Raw genomic sequence first — 16,648 nt, 5'->3', positions numbered from 1 at the left:
TTTTGATTGTCATGGTCATCGAGAACAGTTAACCTTGAGGGGAATGTTCAAGAGCAAAAAATTCCTATGTCAGAATCAGATCGGGCTGATTTACAGCCACGGAAACAATCACCCCCAACTATGGAGGAATGGCTGGCGATTATTTTGGCGATCGCAACTATGGGGTTTGTCTTCTTTTGGGTATTTGGGAAGATCGAACCCAAAAGCAGCTTTAGCTTACTCTCAGCTAAACCCGAAACTATCTCAGATCATCGGAGTTTAATCAATGTCTCTGATATAGTCCGTCAAGCATCCTCCAGCACAACCTCTATAATCTCTTCCTCATACACCCCAGAGTCTAAGTCTGGACCTTCAGATACAGTCAGCAGCGAATCTACAGGATTGACACTAAGCTGGCTAAACTTGGAAGGTTTACAAATAGCCTCTCCCACCACCGAGTCAACTCCGGCTACTCTCCCCTTATTTTCATCACCCACAACAGAAGCCGAAACAACCACGACCACAGACACAGAGGCGGCGGTTACATCACCCCCTGAAACTCCTACTCCCACCGAAACCTCAGAGGTTCCCAGTTCCCCTGTAACTACCGCCGAAACACCAGAAACCACTCCCACCCAGACCGCTGTAACTCCAGATTCGGCTACAACTATACTGGCTAATGTACCAGAGGAACACTGGGCGCGGGATTTTGTAGTTTATTTTGCTGACCATAATCAGGCGATCGGTGCAGAAGATGGTACATTTAACCCAGATCAGCCAGTGAGTCGGGGACAGTTTGCTCATCAGTTGCAACAATCCCTCAAAACTGACAGAATTCAACCTGATATTAAGTTTCAGGATCTACCGCAAGACCATTGGGCTAATCAGGCGATCCAAGAAGCTACCAAAATGGGTTTTCTCCGGGGTTATCCTGGGGAAGTTTTCCAACCTAATCAAGAAATGACTCATACAGAGGTCGTGGTGGCTTTGGTCAGTGGTTTGGATTTACCTACCCCCAATAATCCCCAGGAAATTCTCAAAGTTTACTCCGATGCTGATCAAATTCCTGATTGGGCTATTGGTCAAGTGGCGGCGGCGACTGAGGCGGGTTTGGTCGCCAGTCATCCAGATCGCAATACTTTTAATCCTCATCAGTCCGTCAGTCAAGCAGAGGCTATTGTCATGATTTATCAAGTATTAGTGCGATCGGGTGATGCTGAACCTATCGAGTCAGATTACCTGGTTACTCGTTAAATGTTGTGGGTTTCATACATTAACAATTAGCCTGCGTCAGAGATATAAGATTTTTCTGACGCTTTTTTTTGACACCCAAAATAGTTAAATATTCCCAAATCGGAGATGTTCCCCACGGTGATATTTTTGCCATGGCGCGCCTTGTGAAAGTCTATCTTGTATGCGATCGCATATATTGCACCGCCCCCACCAGACCCATTAACCTAGTGAAACTCAATCTTTTCGGCTTCCTTCTTCATATCTCAATCATTAGACATCAACCACCATATTTAAGCTACAATCATCACATTAAGTTAATAATTAACCATCATCCCCCATTAGTCTATGTCAGAAATTATCCAAATTCCCAAAAGTATCTGGATTATTACCCAAGATTCCCCTAACCCCTCAACATCCCCTGACACTCCTACAGAATCACAGACCCACAGGGTAGCAGTCCCGGCGCACAAAATGCAGCAAAATATGAGTCAATTTTTATTAGTAATTGGTGATGTATTTCTACAAGCGGAACAGCAAGCGTTTCAAATGCAGCAAGCCTCTGGAAACTCCCAAAAATCTCCCATGCAGCTTGACCAGGTGGAATTGTCTGTCAGAATTAATGGCAACGGAGAAGTTAGCCTCTGTAGTGACAACTTCGATCATGGGACTATCAAACTTACGTTTAAACGTCGCAAAACTTAACAAAACTTAAAAAAAAATCGGCGCGACGAGAGGGGTGGGGGGTTGACAACCGGGATGGCGATCGCTATAATTGAAACCGTGGGGGTAACATGGCTATATGCTTGATTTTTTCCTCAACCTACCTTCAGGTTAAGCCACGATTCATAGCCCCCCAACTTCAACTTAACAAAACTTAACAAAAAATCGGCGCGACGAGAGAGATGAGGGGTTGACAACCGGGATGGCGATCGCTATAATTGAAGCCGTGGGGGTAACATGGCTATATGCTTGATTTTTTCCTCAACCTACCTTCAGGTTAAGCCACGATTCATAGCCCCCCCAAGTATCACCCAACTTAACAAAACTTAAAAAAAAATCGGCGCGACGAGAGAGATGGGGGGTTGACAACCGGGATGGCGATCGCTATAATTGTAACCGTGGGGGTAACATGGCTATACGCTTGATTTTTTATTCAACCTACTTTCAGGTAAAGCCACGATTCATAGCCCCCCAAGTATCACCCAACTTAACAAAACTTAACAAAAAAAGCGGCGCGACGAGAGAGATGAGGGGTTGACAACCGGGATGGCGATCGCTATAATTGAAGCCGTGGGGGTAACATGGCTATATGCTTGATTTTTTATTCAACCTACTTTCAGGTAAAGCCACGATTCATAGCCCCCCCAAGTATCACCCAACTTAACAAAACTTAAAAAAAAATCGGCGCGACGAGAGAGATGAGGGGTTGACAACCGGGATGGCGATCGCTATAATTGAAGCCGTGGGGGTAACATGGCTATATGCTTGATTTTTTATTCAACCTACTTTCAGGTAAAGCCACGATTCATAGCCCCCCCAAGTATCACCCAACTTAACAAAACTTAAAAAAAAATCGGCGCGACGAGAGAGATGAGGGGTTGACAACCGGGATGGCGATCGCTATAATTGAAACCGTGGGGGTAACATGGCTATACGCTTGATTTTTTCCTCAACCTACCTTCAGGTTAAGCCACAATTCATAGCCCCCCAACTTCAACTTAACAAAACTTAACAAAAAATCGGCGCGACGAGAGAGATGAGGGGTTGACAACCGGGATGGCGATCGCTATAATTGAAGCCGTGGGGGTAACATGGCTATACGCTTGATTTTTTCCTCAACCTACCTTCAGGTTAAGCCACGATTCATAGCCCCCCAACTTCAACTTAACAAAACTTAACAAAAAATCGGCGCGACGAGAGAGATGAGGGGTTGACAACCGGGATGGCGATCGCTATAATTGAAGCCGTGGGGGTAACATGGCTATACGCTTGATTTTTTCCTCAACCTACCTTCAGGTTAAGCCACGATTCATAGCCCCCCAACTTCAACTTAACAAAACTTAACAAAAAATCGGCGCGACGAGAGAGATGAGGGGTTGACAACCGGGATGGCGATCGCTATAATTGAAACCGTGGGGGTAACATGGCTATACGCTTGATTTTTTCCTCAACCTACCTTCAGGTTAAGCCACAATTCATAGCCCCCCAACTTCAACTTAACAAAACTTAACAAAAAATCGGCGCGACGAGAGAGATGGGGGGTTGACAACCGGGATGGCGATCGCTATAATTGAAACCGTGGGGGTAACATGGCTATACGCTTGATTTTTTCCTCAACCTACCTTCAGGTTAAGCCACAATTCATAGCCCCCCAACTTCAACTTAACAAAACTTAAAAAAAAATCGGCGCGACGAGAGGGGTGGGGGGTTGACAACCGGGATGGCGATCGCTATAATTGAAGCCGTGGGGGTAACATGGCTATATGCTTGATTTTTTCCTCAACCTACCTTCAGGTTAAGCCACAATTCATAGCCCCCCAACTTCAACTTAACAAAACTTAACAAAAAATCGGCGCGACGAGAGGGGTGGGGGGTTGACAACCGGGATGGCGATCGCTATAATTGAAGCCGTGGGGGTAACATGGCTATATGCTTGATTTTTTCCTCAACTAAGAATGAGTCGTCGCGGAAGTCAAGCCCAAAATTTCATAGAAAATCTGAGAGATGAAGTCACCCTAGAAATGGTGTTTATCCCTGGGGGAAGATTTCTGATGGGTTCACCTGGAAATGTGGAAAATTTTGCATACAGAAAAACCACAGCACCGAGTGACGATTGAACCATTCTGGATAGCGAAATATGCGATCGCGCAGAAACAATGGCAACAAGTAGCCAGCTCTTACGAACTAACGAGATCTAAAATGGTATCCTTCGGATTTTGAAGCGGAAAAACTGCCCGTGGAAAAAGTGTCCTGGTATGATTAGGTTGAAGCGATCGCCTATAATCACCAAAAGCACCTATAATCACCAACAGCACCCATAGTGCTAGTCTCAACAGCAAATGATACCCAGGATGTTGGCAGAGGTGCTAATGATGGATAACCTAGAATTCCTACTACAACGGGAAGGGGATAACACTTGGCTACCCCTGGAGTCTCCTGATGTTCAGGTGTTAGAAGGTCGGTATCGCATTGTTTGTCGTGGGTCCCATCAAGATCAGGAAATTGAAATTAGGATTGTTTATGACGCTATAGACGAAGACCCCCCAGTGCGCCGCATTAAGACCCTGAAAAGTTATATGAACTCAGAGGGTTTAATGGTCGTAATCCCCTATACTAGCCTCAAACCCGGAATTTGGGAGTTTTCCTGTTCGCCAGATTTAAGAGCCGGACTTTTAGGAAATACTTGGCGTGCCACAATGAAACTACAGGTACTAGCCAACACTGAGATTGACTCTGAGATTGACTCTGAGGAAATATTGGAGGATGGGTCAGCCATTCAAGATAGCCTACCACAACAGACGGATTTAGAGTCGGTGACACCCACGACACCATCAGAAAAAACCAGTGATTCTAATCTTACAGACCTCTACCCTGGGGAACCTCAGCCAGAAGCCAACCAAGAAACCGCGATCGCACAGGAACTAAGCAGTAGTGTCGCCATAAACGAAACCGCAGACTTGACCGCAGAGGATATTTCCATAGAACTTATCCTAGAACGCCATAGCTATGTGGTCGAGTTTGGTAGCGCCGTTTTACTATCTGGACAGATTAGGATTAAATCTGACCCGGACTCTGACCCTTATATGGAAGCTATCACCTCTATGGTAGTTTCTAATCCTCAATTACAGATATGTTTGCGATCGCCTCAAGCCTCCGAAATTCTCTATGATGTTCGCCAACCCGTACCACAGTCTGTTTTACCTGTGCCATTTTCCGCAGCTATTTATGTACCCTTTGAATGCAAAACCCGATTAGTTTTGGGAGAGGTCGTTTTTTACAGTGATCAGCATCCCCCCGTCCGCAATTCTTTCAATATCACCATGTTGGTCGAACAGTTTTTAGACCCATTACCAGAGGAGCTAGAAATTGACGCTCAACCCAACGAACCCCTAGTCGAAAATTCATTTATACCACTCCCAGCGGCGGAGCCAGCCCCCTTAGCCGTAGTAAATAAAGAAACACAAAGCCAGCCTGTAAATGCTCAAGGTAAGCCTCAGACTGCCCTAGAATTGCCCAGCTTTGGCAATTTTATCTCTGCTGATCCAACAGCACAGACAGAACCCCACCCCTGGTCTAATATCCTTAACATCCCTTCGAGTCCCAATTCAGAGGCGATCGCACTTCCATTCGTCAACCCAAAACCGCCAGCATCCCCTACCCTACCATTAGCCACCTCTACATCCGAGGGTTCTGTCGCCAAAACACCCGAGGAGGGTGCCGGTCAAACAGACCCCAACGAAGACAGCAATACTGACCTGCTCAATACAGACCCACCAGAAACCCCTATCGACTCATCACCAGAGCCAACAGATGCGACCCATACCAATACTTCCACAGCCACTTCCCCGGCAGCGAAAAAGGCTTTACCTCATCTGAATTTAGAAGAGCGATTTTTGAGTCGATTAAGTTCCCTAGCCAAAGATCGAGATCTGTCTCACTGGATGAAACAAGCATCTTCCTCAGCTTCTGATGACACAGCCGTTTCCTCACCAGCAGAACCATTAGTGCCAGACGAGAATCAGACCCCACCACCTAATTATGAATTCAGCCCCTTGGTCACAGAATTGGAAGCCGAGGAAATTGTCGTAGATTATGAATCCCTCGAACCTCCTGTTGTCTTCCCCCAAACCAGGGCGGATTCTGCGGTATTTCCCCAAGGGAAGGGGTTGACTACCGAACCCCCCTCTAGCAGGCCATTTTCAGGGATGGGGAGGCCTTATAGCACCTTGAGAGGAGGGAGTAGCACCACAACACCATCTGTCATACCCGAAGACCAAGAAATTCCGGTTCCGATTTTAGATATCCTCACCGTTAATCCTACCGCCGGAAAGTCTTTAAAAGTTCGCGTGCAAATCCCCGACAACTTGCCCCGCATATATGTCAAAATATGGATATATGATCGGCAGTCCCGCAATATTGTAGACGGGCCGCGTTGGATTACCGAGTTCTCACCCAACGGCTTCGATCAAATTGAAGCAACGGTTGACCTCGACATTATCTATGGCACCTTGGAGATACAGGTAGAAGCGATCGCTGTTGAAATGCTTTCTTCACGGGAAAGTCATAAGGCGATCGTTGGACGCACCGTGAGTCCTACATCAGCACCAACTCTTCCCATGGATGAATCTTCATCATAAATTCAGTTAATCTGAACATCTATTATCGGCATAGCCTTGGGGAGGCGAATCAATTTTGATTCTCATACCAACTGAGTCCCGGCAGGTTCTCAAAGAGCCTCGTGGGGATACAGGATTTTGGCAGAAACAGCCCCCTATTCCAGATGCCGATTTACTTGGTGTTTAACAACAGTTAAATCCGGTTGACAAAAAACTTTAAAAATCCGAAATTTCCGCATCCGAAATTATGGTTTTTAACCCTGTATTTCAACCTCAAAAAATCCTGTTTTCTGAAGATAAAACCGCGTTTTAGGAATTGTAACCATGGTCATCGACTTCTCACACACATTTAAAAAATCTGCCGAAATTAGCCGTAACATCGAACAAGTTTATGGCGAAGATGAACTCATCAATGGCGGCAGTAATTTCCAACCCATCATCGCCATTAAAGACAGCCCCGATCACCTGATGATCAACATGACCATTCCCGATTTATGTGAAGATGATTTAGACATTCTCATCACCGGAGAAGCTGCCATCATTTCGGGAACCCTTAATAATTCCCAAGTTCCCTTTCGTCAACTGATCGCTCTCCCTCAAAGCGTCTGTCGCGATCGCGTTCAAGTAGACTACAATAATGGCATTCTCAACCTTACCCTAACCAAAATCCTCTAGTCCTTCAGAAGTCCCCTAGAGTGCGTCAGACCATAGCCAAATCTGATGCACTCTACAGAAAAATACATAAATAATTGTTAACAGACCCTAGATCAAATCTCAACATAAGTGCTAACATCATCAACTAAACATTCATCAAGCTAGGGGTGCCTGCGAAGTCCAGGCTGAGAGACACCCTTGGAACCTGAGTCCGGCTAGTACCGGCGTAGGGAAGCTGTAACTAACAGAGGAAATACTTATGCGATCTCAATGGGTTGCCAACCGACGTGGACAGGCTAATGTATCTCAAATGCACTATGCCCGCCAGGGAATCATCACCGAGGAAATGCACTACGTCGCCACCCGCGAAAATCTAAGCCCTGATTTAATTCGCGAGGAAGTTGCACGGGGTCGGATGATTATTCCCGCTAATATCAATCATACCAACCTAGAGCCAATGTGTATTGGCATTGCCTCTAAATGTAAAGTCAACGCCAATATCGGCGCATCCCCCAACTCTTCCAGCCTCGAAGAAGAAGTAGACAAGCTGAAATTAGCCGTTAAATATGGCGCAGACACGGTTATGGACCTGTCTACAGGTGGAGGAAACCTCGATGCTATTCGCACCGCCGTCATTAACGCTTCCCCGGTTCCCATTGGTACAGTACCCATTTATCAAGCCTTAGAAAGCGTTCACGGTAGCATTGAGAAACTCACTGCAGACGACTTTCTGCATATCATTGAGAAACACGCCCAGCAGGGAGTCGATTATATGACTATCCATGCTGGCATTCTCATTCAATATCTGCCCTTAGTCCGTAACCGGATTACCGGAATTGTGTCTCGTGGCGGTGGTATTATTGCCCGGTGGATGCTCCATCACCATAAGCAAAATCCCCTCTATACTCATTTTGATGACATTATCGAAATCTTCAAAAAATATGATGTCTCTTTTAGTTTGGGGGATTCCTTGCGTCCCGGTTGTACCCATGACGCATCAGACGAAGCACAACTGGCTGAATTGAAAACCTTGGGACAGTTAACTCGCCGCGCCTGGGAACATGATGTGCAGGTGATGGTAGAAGGTCCTGGTCATGTGCCAATGGATCAAATTGAGTTTAACGTTAAAAAACAAATGGAAGAGTGTTCCGAAGCGCCTTTCTATGTGTTGGGTCCTTTGGTGACAGATATTGCGCCCGGTTATGACCATATTACGTCTGCTATTGGTGCGGCTATGGCGGGATGGTATGGAACTGCTATGCTCTGTTATGTGACACCTAAAGAACATTTAGGACTCCCTGATGCTGAGGATGTCCGTAATGGCTTGATTGCCTATAAAATTGCCGCTCATGCAGCAGATATCGCCCGCCATCGTCCAGGGGCGCGCGATCGCGATGATGAATTGTCCGCAGCCCGTTATAATTTCGACTGGAACAAGCAGTTTGAATTATCCCTAGACCCTGAACGCGCCCGCGAGTATCACGACGAAACTCTCCCGGCGGACATCTACAAAACTGCTGAGTTTTGCTCTATGTGCGGTCCGAAATTCTGCCCCATGCAAACTAAGGTAGACGCGGAAGCATTAACAGAGTTGGAGAAATTCCTAGCCTCAGAAGACGCTAAGAAAACTGCTGTAGCCCGCTAGTCAATGATAGCAGAGACAAGCCATGACTTGTCTCTGCTACGGGTTAGGGTAAACCAACCTGTTCCGCCTTGGGATTATATTGGCGGTCTGGGTTTATTTATCCTGAACCGGATTGGATCTTAAAATCGCTTGCTAACTGGGCGGTTTGGAATTTCGGTCAAACCACCCACTGGTTATATCTTTTATTTAAAGTCGCCCCAGTAGGGCAGGGCTGGGAGCCCCAACTTTCAGTCCCAGGTCGGACTGTGACGTAAATTTCTAACATTGTACCCGAAAGCTAGTTAAACCTTAGTCGTTGTCCCACTTTTCACGGCCAACCAGATCGCCTATGCGGTCACGCAGGAGGAAGTTAAACGCCTCCAGTTCGTACTCGATGCAAGCCCACTCCCTAGCTGGAATGTACTGGCACAATGTATAGATCGGCTGCTGACGGCTGATCATACCTTTATGTAGGAGATTGCGTACTTCGTCTTTAATGACGTCAAGTGAGTATTGAACGGTGGTGTAAGTCATATTTCGCCCTCATGGGGTTGCTTGCCTGATTATTTTTGGCATTGGTATCAATATAATCCAAAATCGAGATTTAGGGAAGGGTTTTTTTTCAGTATAAGTGAATACAATTTACCTGGAAACTTTGATAAATATAATCAAAACGACTAATCTCCCGGATTTGGGGGACTCTGGGCAGTTTTGACGGTGGACTTGATTAAATCAGCAAGTTGTCTGACCTAGGAGATGATACTGGTTAGTGGGTTACGGAAGCCATAACCCACAGGATAGCCAGTGCGCCCATTAGTCCAAAACTACACATTCTATAAACAAGAGTCTATGGAATCGGGAAAAACCATTGATTTAGTTTTCCCGGTTTTAGTATGGCACAGATTTTTCATTATGTGCGTGGGGTGCACACGCACGGGATCAACCATTGGGGAAAGGATACGCTTTATGCTTTGACGCACGGGAAGAGACTTTCTAAGGCGATCGCCTGGGCTGGGGGAATTTGGCCGTATGAAAACACGAATGGCACATCATCGGGAATTTCGGGCAAAAACTCTTGGAGAGTATACGGACTACCATAAATCGCCAGTGCCTTGAGTTCCCCAGTTTTTAACAATTTTTTAAACCAAACCCTGGCTATTTCAGTTAATCCAGCAGTCCAGCCAAAAGGATTACCGCGAATAAATAACTGTAGCAAAGTGGGGGAAAATCCGGTTTCGGCGGCTGGGTTGGTCCCACTATTGCGATCGATAAGTTGTAATTTCCAGCCCAATTTGGCGGGATAAGCGATCGCCGGGGTATGATGTCCCAGAAACCGACAGGAAAGCAAATCATCGACAATCACCAAATTCCGCCACTCGGCTGGTTGTAGATTGTTTGGTGGCGCTATGGGGGGCTGAAGGTCTAACCGGGGGCTAACCTGGGACTGTTGCAAAATCAAACTTACAGTTTCAACAGCGATTGGAGTCGATAAAGAATCCAAATTTAGGTCAGAAACCTGACGGGTAGAAATTTTCTCCTTGGCTTTATTGATGCGATCGCAAGAAGCAGCTATCCTTTCTGGGGAAATCTCACCATTTTCGACGGCTTGTACTATGGCGCGAATAGTGACTTCGGGATCTTCAGGCATTAATAGGATATCAGCCCCGGCCTTTACTGCCAATACGGAGCTACTCGCTAAACTGTAACCACGGGCGATCGCCCCCATGACCAAAGCATCAGTAACAATCAACCCGTCAAAGCACAATTCCTGTCGCAATTTTTCGGTCAAAATTTTCGGGGATAAGGTAGCAGGTAGTTCCCTATCCCAAGCCGGAATCAATAAGTGAGCGCTCATGACACTATCAACCCCAGCAGCGATCGCCCTTTGAAAGGGGGGTAACTCAACCCTTGCCAACCTCTCCGCCGAATGAGGTAACATTGGTAACTCAATATGGGAATCTACGGCTGTATCTCCATGACCGGGAAAATGCTTCGCCGTAGTTAGGACGGGGTATTTTTGACAACCCCGGATAAAGGCGCTGGCTAAATTACTAACGGTTTCTGGATTATCCCCAAAAGAGCGCACATTAATCACGGGATTATCAGGATTGTTATTAACATCCACCACCGGACCCAGAACCCAATTTAAGCCTATAGCCAGAGCCTCCGAGGCGGTAATAGCCCCCATTTTTTCCGCATAATCCTCAGCCAGACTTAGGTTATGATTAGCGATCGACCCCAAAGCCATTGGTGGTGGAAACCAAGTCGCCCCAGCAAAACGCTGTCCTACTCCCTCCTCAATATCCGCAGCCAAAAATAGGGGGACTTTCGCCCAGGACTGAAGCAATTTAGTTCTAGCAGCCATTTCCGCCGCGCTACCATCAACAAAAATGACTCCACCGACCCCTAATTCCTGTAACCAGTATTGGAGGCGATCGCGTCCCGGTTCCCAAGCCGGATAGCGAATTTGGTGGTCAAACAGATGACCACTAGCACGCACGACCACCATTTGAGCCACCTGGGACGAGAGTACACTCATTGATTATGAATTACCTTTGCGTGAGTTACTGTTGTGCTTCCGGGTCATCTTCCTGAGTGGTATCCCCGGCTGTATCTGAGTTTTTGTGTTCGTGAGAAATCTGATTTAACAGCTCAATAATTTTATCCCCACGTTCAAGGGAACGATCTTCGAGAAACACCACTTCTGGAGTACGTCGTAAACGGATATGCTTTCCTAAATGGGAACGAATATAGCCAGTTGCCGATCGCAACCCTTCCATAGTTGAGCGGCGTGCTTCTTCGGTCCCATAGATACTCACAAAAATTTTAGCGTGTTGCAAATCCCCGGACACTTCAACTTCGGTAATACTGACCATTCCAATTCCCACGCGATCGTCTTTGATGTCGTAGAGCAATACTTGGCTAACCTCCCGTTTAATCAGTGAAGCCACGCGGGAAACGCGACGATCTGTAGCCATGACCATTACCCCCTCAAGCATAGATCAATTATGCACATCGACAGAATCAGGCAATTTTCGAGGCATTAGTCTCCTCTGGGATCAACTCCTGGTGGTCTGATTCTGAAATTATGCCTAAATCTAAGTTTACATCAGTTCTATCAATTGCGACGGAGAAGGCGATCGTTTGAGATCTGAGGATGTCAAACAGGGCTTTGTGGACTGGAACAGGTTTTGACTAAAATGATAATTACTGGCTAACCCCTTGAGGCATTGGCAAAAATGCGGTACAAATAGGAATATAAAGATTTCTTTAAAAATTCAGGAGGAGAGCAAATGGATTTGGATCTTCGGATTGTTGTGGTTTTGTTACCGTTGATCGTTGCTGGCGGCTGGGCTTTGTTTAAAATCGGTAGTGCGGCGATCAGTCAAGCCCAAGCCTTTATGAAAAAATAAATCCCACAGTTCCATTGTTGATCCTAACTCTTACCGACTTCCCCCTGGGGGGCGGTCGGTTTCCGTTTGGAGTAGCAACCCGCTGCCGGAACTAGGGAAGATCCCGAAACTAGCCTAGGGAAGCACCATAACCACAGTCCCCATTTCCACCTTTTCAAATAGCGCCACTATATCCTCATTCCGCATCCGAACGCAACCATGAGAAGCCGCCTGTCCAATGGAGTTGACTGTCGGGGTTCCATGAAATCCTATCGCATCCTTGCCATCATGCCAAAATCCAATCCAGCGCAAACCTAGGGCGCTATTTGGTCCGGCGGGGCGCACTTCTCCTGTCCAGGGATTTTGCCACTGAGGATTTTCGACTTTTTCAGTAACTTGGAAAGTTCCGGTGGGAGTCTCCCAACCGGGTTTTCCTACGGCTACGGGATAGCTTGCTATTTGACTCTCACCTCGATATACATAAACCCGACGTTCTCCCAAACGGAGAACTAATTTTAGTTGTGCTTGTTGTTCTCCGAGGGGTAAAAATTTGGAAGGGTCATCGAGGGGAGGTACATCAGGATTCAAAAGACTTTGGTAAGGATAAATACGCGGTGCTGAACCACTAGCAGAAAGGGTTGGTTCAGCAGTTGGACTTGATGCCATTAAAGGCTGTTGTCCTCCCACTAGCAACATCCCAATTCCTAGGCTGGCTAGTGCTACTTTTTCGGATAGCTGTTGAAGATTATTCAGTTTACCCATGATGCTTCCTCACCAAAAACTAAAACTAATTATTACATTTGACCGTGGCAATCATTGTTCGGTTCCGATCCCATGGGATGATCATAACTAATTAGCTCAGAATTAGTCAACCATATACAACAGGTAGGGACGCTTAGGCTCCTACCTGGGTTGGGAATTCCAGTTAATTAGCTTCGAGTTCTCTCAAGGCGGCTTCGGCTTGTCTGACACCTTCACGATCGCCTTGTTTCTCATAGAGTTCGCGGGCTTTTCTAAAGGAGGCGATCGCCTGGGGTTCTCGACCTCCGCGTTCTTTCAGGGCTAGACCTAAATAATAGTGAACTGATGGTTGGTCAGCAAAGCGATCGGCGGCGCGTCGGAAACTGACGATCGCACCAATATAGTCTCTTAATCTTAGCTGAATTTCACCGATCGCCATATTAGCTGCCACTAGATCCGGTTCCATAGCTAAGGCTTGTTGATAGGCTTGCATCGCACCCTCAAAATTCTCTTGAAGGCGGAATATTTCCCCAATTTGGAACTGAATTTCACCATTAAAAGGAGACAGTCGCGCCGCCTCTTGAAAAGCATCGAGGGCGGCGGTGCGATCGCCTTGTTCCAAATAAGCTATACCCAGTTTCAGATAAATATTAGGCTGATTAGGAGCCAACTCCATCGCCTGTTGTAGAAATTGTAGAGATTGGGAAGCATTTCCTTGTCTTAACCAAGCCATTCCCATAGATGCGTTAGCTTCCCAGCTATTAGGTTCCAAAGCCAGGGCGGCTTGATAGGCTTGAATGGCTCCCCTATAGTCTTGCTGTCTAAATAAACTGGCTGCTAACCCCAGGTGAGCATTAATGTTATCTCTCTGTAATTGGGTAGCGCGCCGATAGGCTTGTGCTGCTGCTGGGTAGTCTTGCAACCGGGCTAGGGTATAACCCAAACCGTAGTAAAAATCTGCATTTTGAGGATCGAGGGTAATAGCGTCCCGATAAAATTTAGCAGCCGCCTCAAAGTCTCCCCGCAAGGCCTGTACATAGGCGAGAGCCGAATATATTTTAGCATCACTGCTGTCTAGCTGGACGGCTTGAAGGTAAACATTGAGGGCTTCATCCATATTGCCACTATTAACGAGATCTCGCCCCTTTTGGAGCAGGTCATTAAGTTGATTGATGTTCGCCTGGGAGGTGGCTTGAGCTAAAATCTGGGGAGGTTGTGCCACGGCAGGAACTACAAACACAGTGGCAGCGATCGCCAGTAAAACATTGCTAACCAGTAGTTTAGTTGTCTTGAACACGGTTTATTATCAGTGTGAGTATGAATAAGCGATTGGACCGACCCCACTTGACCCCCAGTGAGGGAAAAAACGAGAGCGAGTCTTCTTTTTTATACCATCAGTCGCCCAATATGCAAGAATAATTCTTAATTAGCTCTGAAGATCCGCGCACCCCGCCAGAATGAAGTCAGCTAAAGGGCGGAAAACGAGGACAGTCAGTCAGCAAGCCGCCTGAACAAATAAAGCACTGGAACACGGAGAAATCCGGAACAAATACTCAACATATCTCAAAAGGCGATCGCATCAAGTTCGGGGTCTGTAGCCAAGCCGAGACAACCCTCAAGGCTGCAATTATATTTTTTGATAGGGAATATTTACCCGATGTTAATTAAAATTGGCTTTGGAGCGGTTTAAATAATAATGGTGACAGAAGCGAATCAACCACAACCTACCTGGCTAAGTGTTGTCCGTCTGCTGCGGTGGGATAAGCCAGCGGGACGGTTAATCTTAATGATTCCAGCCCTCTGGGCGATATTTTTAGCGACAGGGGGAACCCCGCCTTTAACTCTGATTTTGGTGATTGTCTTTGGTAGCCTAGCCACCAGTGCGGCTGGCTGTGTGGTCAATGATTTATGGGATAGAAACATTGACCCGGAAGTGGAAAGAACCCGTAACCGTCCCTTGGCGAGTCGCGCCCTCACGATTAAAACTGGTGTTGTGGTGGGGTTGGTGGCGTTTGCTTGTGCTTTCGGGTTGGCGCTATATCTTAATCCCCTCAGTTTCTGGTTGTCTGTGGCGGCGGTTCCGGTGATTATCTGCTATCCCTTAGCTAAACGGGTGTTTCCAGTCCCTCAATTGGTTTTGTCGATCGCCTGGGGATTTGCGGTTTTAATTAGCTGGAGTGCTGCCAATGGTAGCCTAGAAGCCTCTACGGGTTTACTATGGGGGGCGACGGTATTATGGACCTTGGGGTTTGATACGGTTTATGCTATGAGCGATCGCGAAGACGATCGCCGATTGGGCATCAACTCCAGCGCCCTATTTTTTGGGGACTTTGCACCGAATGCGGTGGGTTTATTTTTCCTGGGTACAGCGGCTTTGATGTTGGGGGTAGACTTACAAATGCACCTGCACCCTGTTTCTTGGCTGGCTTTAGCTATAGTGGTGATTCTATGGGCGCGTCAGTATTGGCAACTGCGAAACCCAGAGATTTCTCGGGAGATTTACGGCAAAATGTTCCGTGATAATGTGATCATCGGTTGGATTTTGCTGGCTGGTATGATTGGCGGCACTCTTCTCAGTTGAGTCCCTCAATCACCGATAGCCCATCCCCCCCGCCAACGATCGCGATCGCATTAAGCTGTAATTGCTAAAAATCAGCCCAGGGGAAGGGAACATTGAGTGCGGGTGAAATTTCTGTTTTCTGAATCTGGCGGCACTGCTACCACGTCTAAGCGCCCATTCATCAACCCCAATAGGGTCTGATTCATTAATAGACGCATCCCCGGCGAAAGGGCTATATCAGTTGGGTCAATGTTGGTGCTGTTGCTGGCTGGGGATTTTAGGGTAGACTCGAGTAAATCCCAGGACTCACTCCAGGCGCTGATGGGGCGTTGGTCATCAATCCAAATGTGAACATAGCCAGACTCTGAGGCGACGTGGGTGGAAACTTGGACCTTCCCAGACTCCATCCCAGCGATCGCACCATCGACCAGACTGAGTAAAACTTGCTTGAGGCGAGGGCGATCGCCAATTACATATACCTGCGGATCGGGGGGAATAATTGATAGGCGGATGCTGCGGTTAGCCGCTTGTAAGTGGGTGAGTTGTTCCACCTCCGCCAACATTTCAGCCAGTTTCAGGGGTTGCAGGTTCATCTGTTGGCTACCATATTCGGTTTTAGCCACCATAATCACCTCATCCATTAACGCTATCATCCGCAGGGTGGCATCATGGGCTTGTTGGATAAAATCCCTTTCCTCTTGTGGATTTTCGCATAGGTCGGCAAGGATTAACTGTAAAAAGCCGATGATGCTATTTAGGGGCGATCGCAACTCGTGGGAGGTACGGGCTAAAAAACCCGCCTTAAACTGAGCCATTTCTACGGCTAAATGATAAGCCAATCGCGTCTGCTGCAATTTTTCGGCTAAGGCTGCCACCTGTGGATCGCTAATAGCATCCAATTCTCCGGTCCCCGACTCTGGTAATGGCGATCGGGAAGTTTTCGCCAAAGGCGGTTTTGGGGTCATGAGTTTCATTCCCCCCCCGGAAAGTTGGCGCTGACCTAGCCACCAACCCAGTCCCAGCCCTGCACCCAAATAGATAAATTCATTCCAGCCCATGAGTTTGTCACGATTAGTTGAGATCAGTCTAACAACAGCACTCCCCCTTGAATTGTGACATACTCTGGCTG

Annotated in this window: 15 protein-coding genes and 1 riboswitch; of the genes, 9 read left to right on the top strand and 6 right to left on the bottom strand. The window is 47.0% G+C overall.

Going from position 1 to position 16,648, the window contains the following annotated elements; translation table 11 throughout:
• Positions 1–66 precede the first annotated feature (66 nt).
• The 7 genes from HFV01_RS28230 (at position 67) to thiC (ending at position 8,847) form a co-directional block, all read left to right on the top strand.
• Positions 67–1,233, top strand: a complete 1,167-nt coding sequence (locus HFV01_RS28230; RefSeq protein WP_006622566.1) for an S-layer homology domain-containing protein — start codon at positions 67–69, stop codon at positions 1,231–1,233.
• A gap of 324 nt (positions 1,234–1,557) precedes the next feature.
• The gene (locus tag HFV01_RS28225) at positions 1,558–1,914 is read left to right on the top strand and encodes a Pepco domain-containing protein (RefSeq protein WP_006622565.1); all 357 of its coding nucleotides are present in this window, start codon (positions 1,558–1,560) and stop codon (positions 1,912–1,914) included.
• A 1,973-nt stretch (positions 1,915–3,887) separates the two neighbouring features.
• The gene (locus HFV01_RS31510) at positions 3,888–4,049 is read left to right on the top strand and encodes a hypothetical protein (protein ID WP_006622564.1); all 162 of its coding nucleotides are present in this window, start codon (positions 3,888–3,890) and stop codon (positions 4,047–4,049) included.
• The gene (locus HFV01_RS31505) at positions 4,000–4,152 is read left to right on the top strand and encodes an SUMF1/EgtB/PvdO family nonheme iron enzyme (protein ID WP_006670904.1); all 153 of its coding nucleotides are present in this window, start codon (positions 4,000–4,002) and stop codon (positions 4,150–4,152) included. Before HFV01_RS31510 ends, HFV01_RS31505 begins: the two co-directional genes overlap by 50 nt.
• Before the next feature lie 131 nt (positions 4,153–4,283).
• Positions 4,284–6,569: a hypothetical protein gene (locus tag HFV01_RS28215; RefSeq protein ID WP_006622563.1), complete on the top strand. Its 2,286-nt coding sequence runs from the start codon at positions 4,284–4,286 to the stop codon at positions 6,567–6,569.
• Between the two features lie 303 nt (positions 6,570–6,872).
• A complete protein-coding gene (locus HFV01_RS28210; RefSeq protein ID WP_006622562.1) occupies positions 6,873–7,223 on the top strand; it encodes an Hsp20/alpha crystallin family protein in 351 nt (116 codons plus the stop codon).
• 132 nt (positions 7,224–7,355) lie between these two features.
• A riboswitch (TPP riboswitch) is annotated at positions 7,356–7,452 on the top strand.
• Between the two features lie 9 nt (positions 7,453–7,461).
• Positions 7,462–8,847: a phosphomethylpyrimidine synthase gene (gene thiC / locus HFV01_RS28205; RefSeq protein ID WP_006622561.1), complete on the top strand. Its 1,386-nt coding sequence runs from the start codon at positions 7,462–7,464 to the stop codon at positions 8,845–8,847.
• A gap of 288 nt (positions 8,848–9,135) precedes the next feature.
• On the opposite strand, the gene HFV01_RS28200 is transcribed toward thiC, so the two are convergent.
• From HFV01_RS28200 to rbfA, 3 genes are all read right to left on the bottom strand, one after another.
• The gene (locus HFV01_RS28200; protein WP_006669395.1) at positions 9,136–9,360 is read right to left on the bottom strand and encodes a DUF4327 family protein; all 225 of its coding nucleotides are present in this window, start codon (positions 9,358–9,360) and stop codon (positions 9,136–9,138) included.
• 430 nt (positions 9,361–9,790) lie between these two features.
• On the bottom strand, positions 9,791–11,365 hold the full coding sequence (locus tag HFV01_RS28195) for a glycoside hydrolase family 3 N-terminal domain-containing protein (RefSeq protein ID WP_006622560.1): 1,575 nt from the start codon (positions 11,363–11,365) through the stop codon (positions 9,791–9,793).
• Between the two features lie 25 nt (positions 11,366–11,390).
• Positions 11,391–11,804, bottom strand: a complete 414-nt coding sequence (gene rbfA, locus HFV01_RS28190; RefSeq protein ID WP_008056353.1) for a 30S ribosome-binding factor RbfA — start codon at positions 11,802–11,804, stop codon at positions 11,391–11,393.
• Positions 11,805–12,119: 315 nt separating this feature from the next.
• Between rbfA and HFV01_RS28185 the strand changes: the two genes are divergently transcribed.
• Positions 12,120–12,239: a photosystem II protein Y gene (locus tag HFV01_RS28185; protein ID WP_006618995.1), complete on the top strand. Its 120-nt coding sequence runs from the start codon at positions 12,120–12,122 to the stop codon at positions 12,237–12,239.
• A 114-nt stretch (positions 12,240–12,353) separates the two neighbouring features.
• On the opposite strand, the gene HFV01_RS28180 is transcribed toward HFV01_RS28185, so the two are convergent.
• Complete coding sequence (locus tag HFV01_RS28180) at positions 12,354–12,980, bottom strand: L,D-transpeptidase (protein ID WP_006622558.1); 627 nt, start codon at positions 12,978–12,980, stop codon at positions 12,354–12,356.
• Between the two features lie 163 nt (positions 12,981–13,143).
• A complete protein-coding gene (locus HFV01_RS28175; protein ID WP_006669398.1) occupies positions 13,144–14,256 on the bottom strand; it encodes a tetratricopeptide repeat protein in 1,113 nt (370 codons plus the stop codon).
• Between the two features lie 399 nt (positions 14,257–14,655).
• Between HFV01_RS28175 and HFV01_RS28170 the strand changes: the two genes are divergently transcribed.
• A complete protein-coding gene (locus tag HFV01_RS28170) occupies positions 14,656–15,540 on the top strand; it encodes a 4-hydroxybenzoate solanesyltransferase (protein WP_193520643.1) in 885 nt (294 codons plus the stop codon).
• Positions 15,541–15,611: 71 nt separating this feature from the next.
• On the opposite strand, the gene HFV01_RS28165 is transcribed toward HFV01_RS28170, so the two are convergent.
• A complete protein-coding gene (locus tag HFV01_RS28165) occupies positions 15,612–16,577 on the bottom strand; it encodes a sensor histidine kinase (protein WP_006669399.1) in 966 nt (321 codons plus the stop codon).
• Between the last annotated feature and the right edge of the window lie 71 nt (positions 16,578–16,648).

The organism is Limnospira fusiformis SAG 85.79, assembly GCF_012516315.1.
Taxonomy (GTDB): Bacteria; Cyanobacteriota; Cyanobacteriia; order Cyanobacteriales; family Microcoleaceae; genus Limnospira; species Limnospira fusiformis.
The sequence above is the reverse complement of the archived record's forward strand: the minus strand, read 5'-3'. Positions and strand labels throughout refer to the sequence as shown.

What these genes read in the sequence shown, in the direction of transcription:
- HFV01_RS28230 (WP_006622566.1), top strand. Translation starts at nt 67, where the DNA reads ATGTCAGAATCAGATCGGGCTGATTTACAGCCACGGAAACAATCACCC.
- HFV01_RS28170 (WP_193520643.1), top strand. Translation starts at nt 14,656, where the DNA reads ATGGTGACAGAAGCGAATCAACCACAACCTACCTGGCTAAGTGTTGTC.
- HFV01_RS31505 (WP_006670904.1), top strand. Translation starts at nt 4,000, where the DNA reads ATGTGGAAAATTTTGCATACAGAAAAACCACAGCACCGAGTGACGATT.
- rbfA (WP_008056353.1), bottom strand. Translation starts at nt 11,804, where the DNA reads ATGGCTACAGATCGTCGCGTTTCCCGCGTGGCTTCACTGATTAAACGG.
- HFV01_RS28185 (WP_006618995.1), top strand. Translation starts at nt 12,120, where the DNA reads ATGGATTTGGATCTTCGGATTGTTGTGGTTTTGTTACCGTTGATCGTT.
- HFV01_RS28180 (WP_006622558.1), bottom strand. Translation starts at nt 12,980, where the DNA reads ATGGGTAAACTGAATAATCTTCAACAGCTATCCGAAAAAGTAGCACTA.
- HFV01_RS28200 (WP_006669395.1), bottom strand. Translation starts at nt 9,360, where the DNA reads ATGACTTACACCACCGTTCAATACTCACTTGACGTCATTAAAGACGAA.
- HFV01_RS28225 (WP_006622565.1), top strand. Translation starts at nt 1,558, where the DNA reads ATGTCAGAAATTATCCAAATTCCCAAAAGTATCTGGATTATTACCCAA.
- HFV01_RS28210 (WP_006622562.1), top strand. Translation starts at nt 6,873, where the DNA reads ATGGTCATCGACTTCTCACACACATTTAAAAAATCTGCCGAAATTAGC.
- HFV01_RS28165 (WP_006669399.1), bottom strand. Translation starts at nt 16,577, where the DNA reads ATGGGCTGGAATGAATTTATCTATTTGGGTGCAGGGCTGGGACTGGGT.
- HFV01_RS31510 (WP_006622564.1), top strand. Translation starts at nt 3,888, where the DNA reads ATGAGTCGTCGCGGAAGTCAAGCCCAAAATTTCATAGAAAATCTGAGA.
- HFV01_RS28215 (WP_006622563.1), top strand. Translation starts at nt 4,284, where the DNA reads ATGTTGGCAGAGGTGCTAATGATGGATAACCTAGAATTCCTACTACAA.
- HFV01_RS28195 (WP_006622560.1), bottom strand. Translation starts at nt 11,365, where the DNA reads ATGAGTGTACTCTCGTCCCAGGTGGCTCAAATGGTGGTCGTGCGTGCT.
- thiC (WP_006622561.1), top strand. Translation starts at nt 7,462, where the DNA reads ATGCGATCTCAATGGGTTGCCAACCGACGTGGACAGGCTAATGTATCT.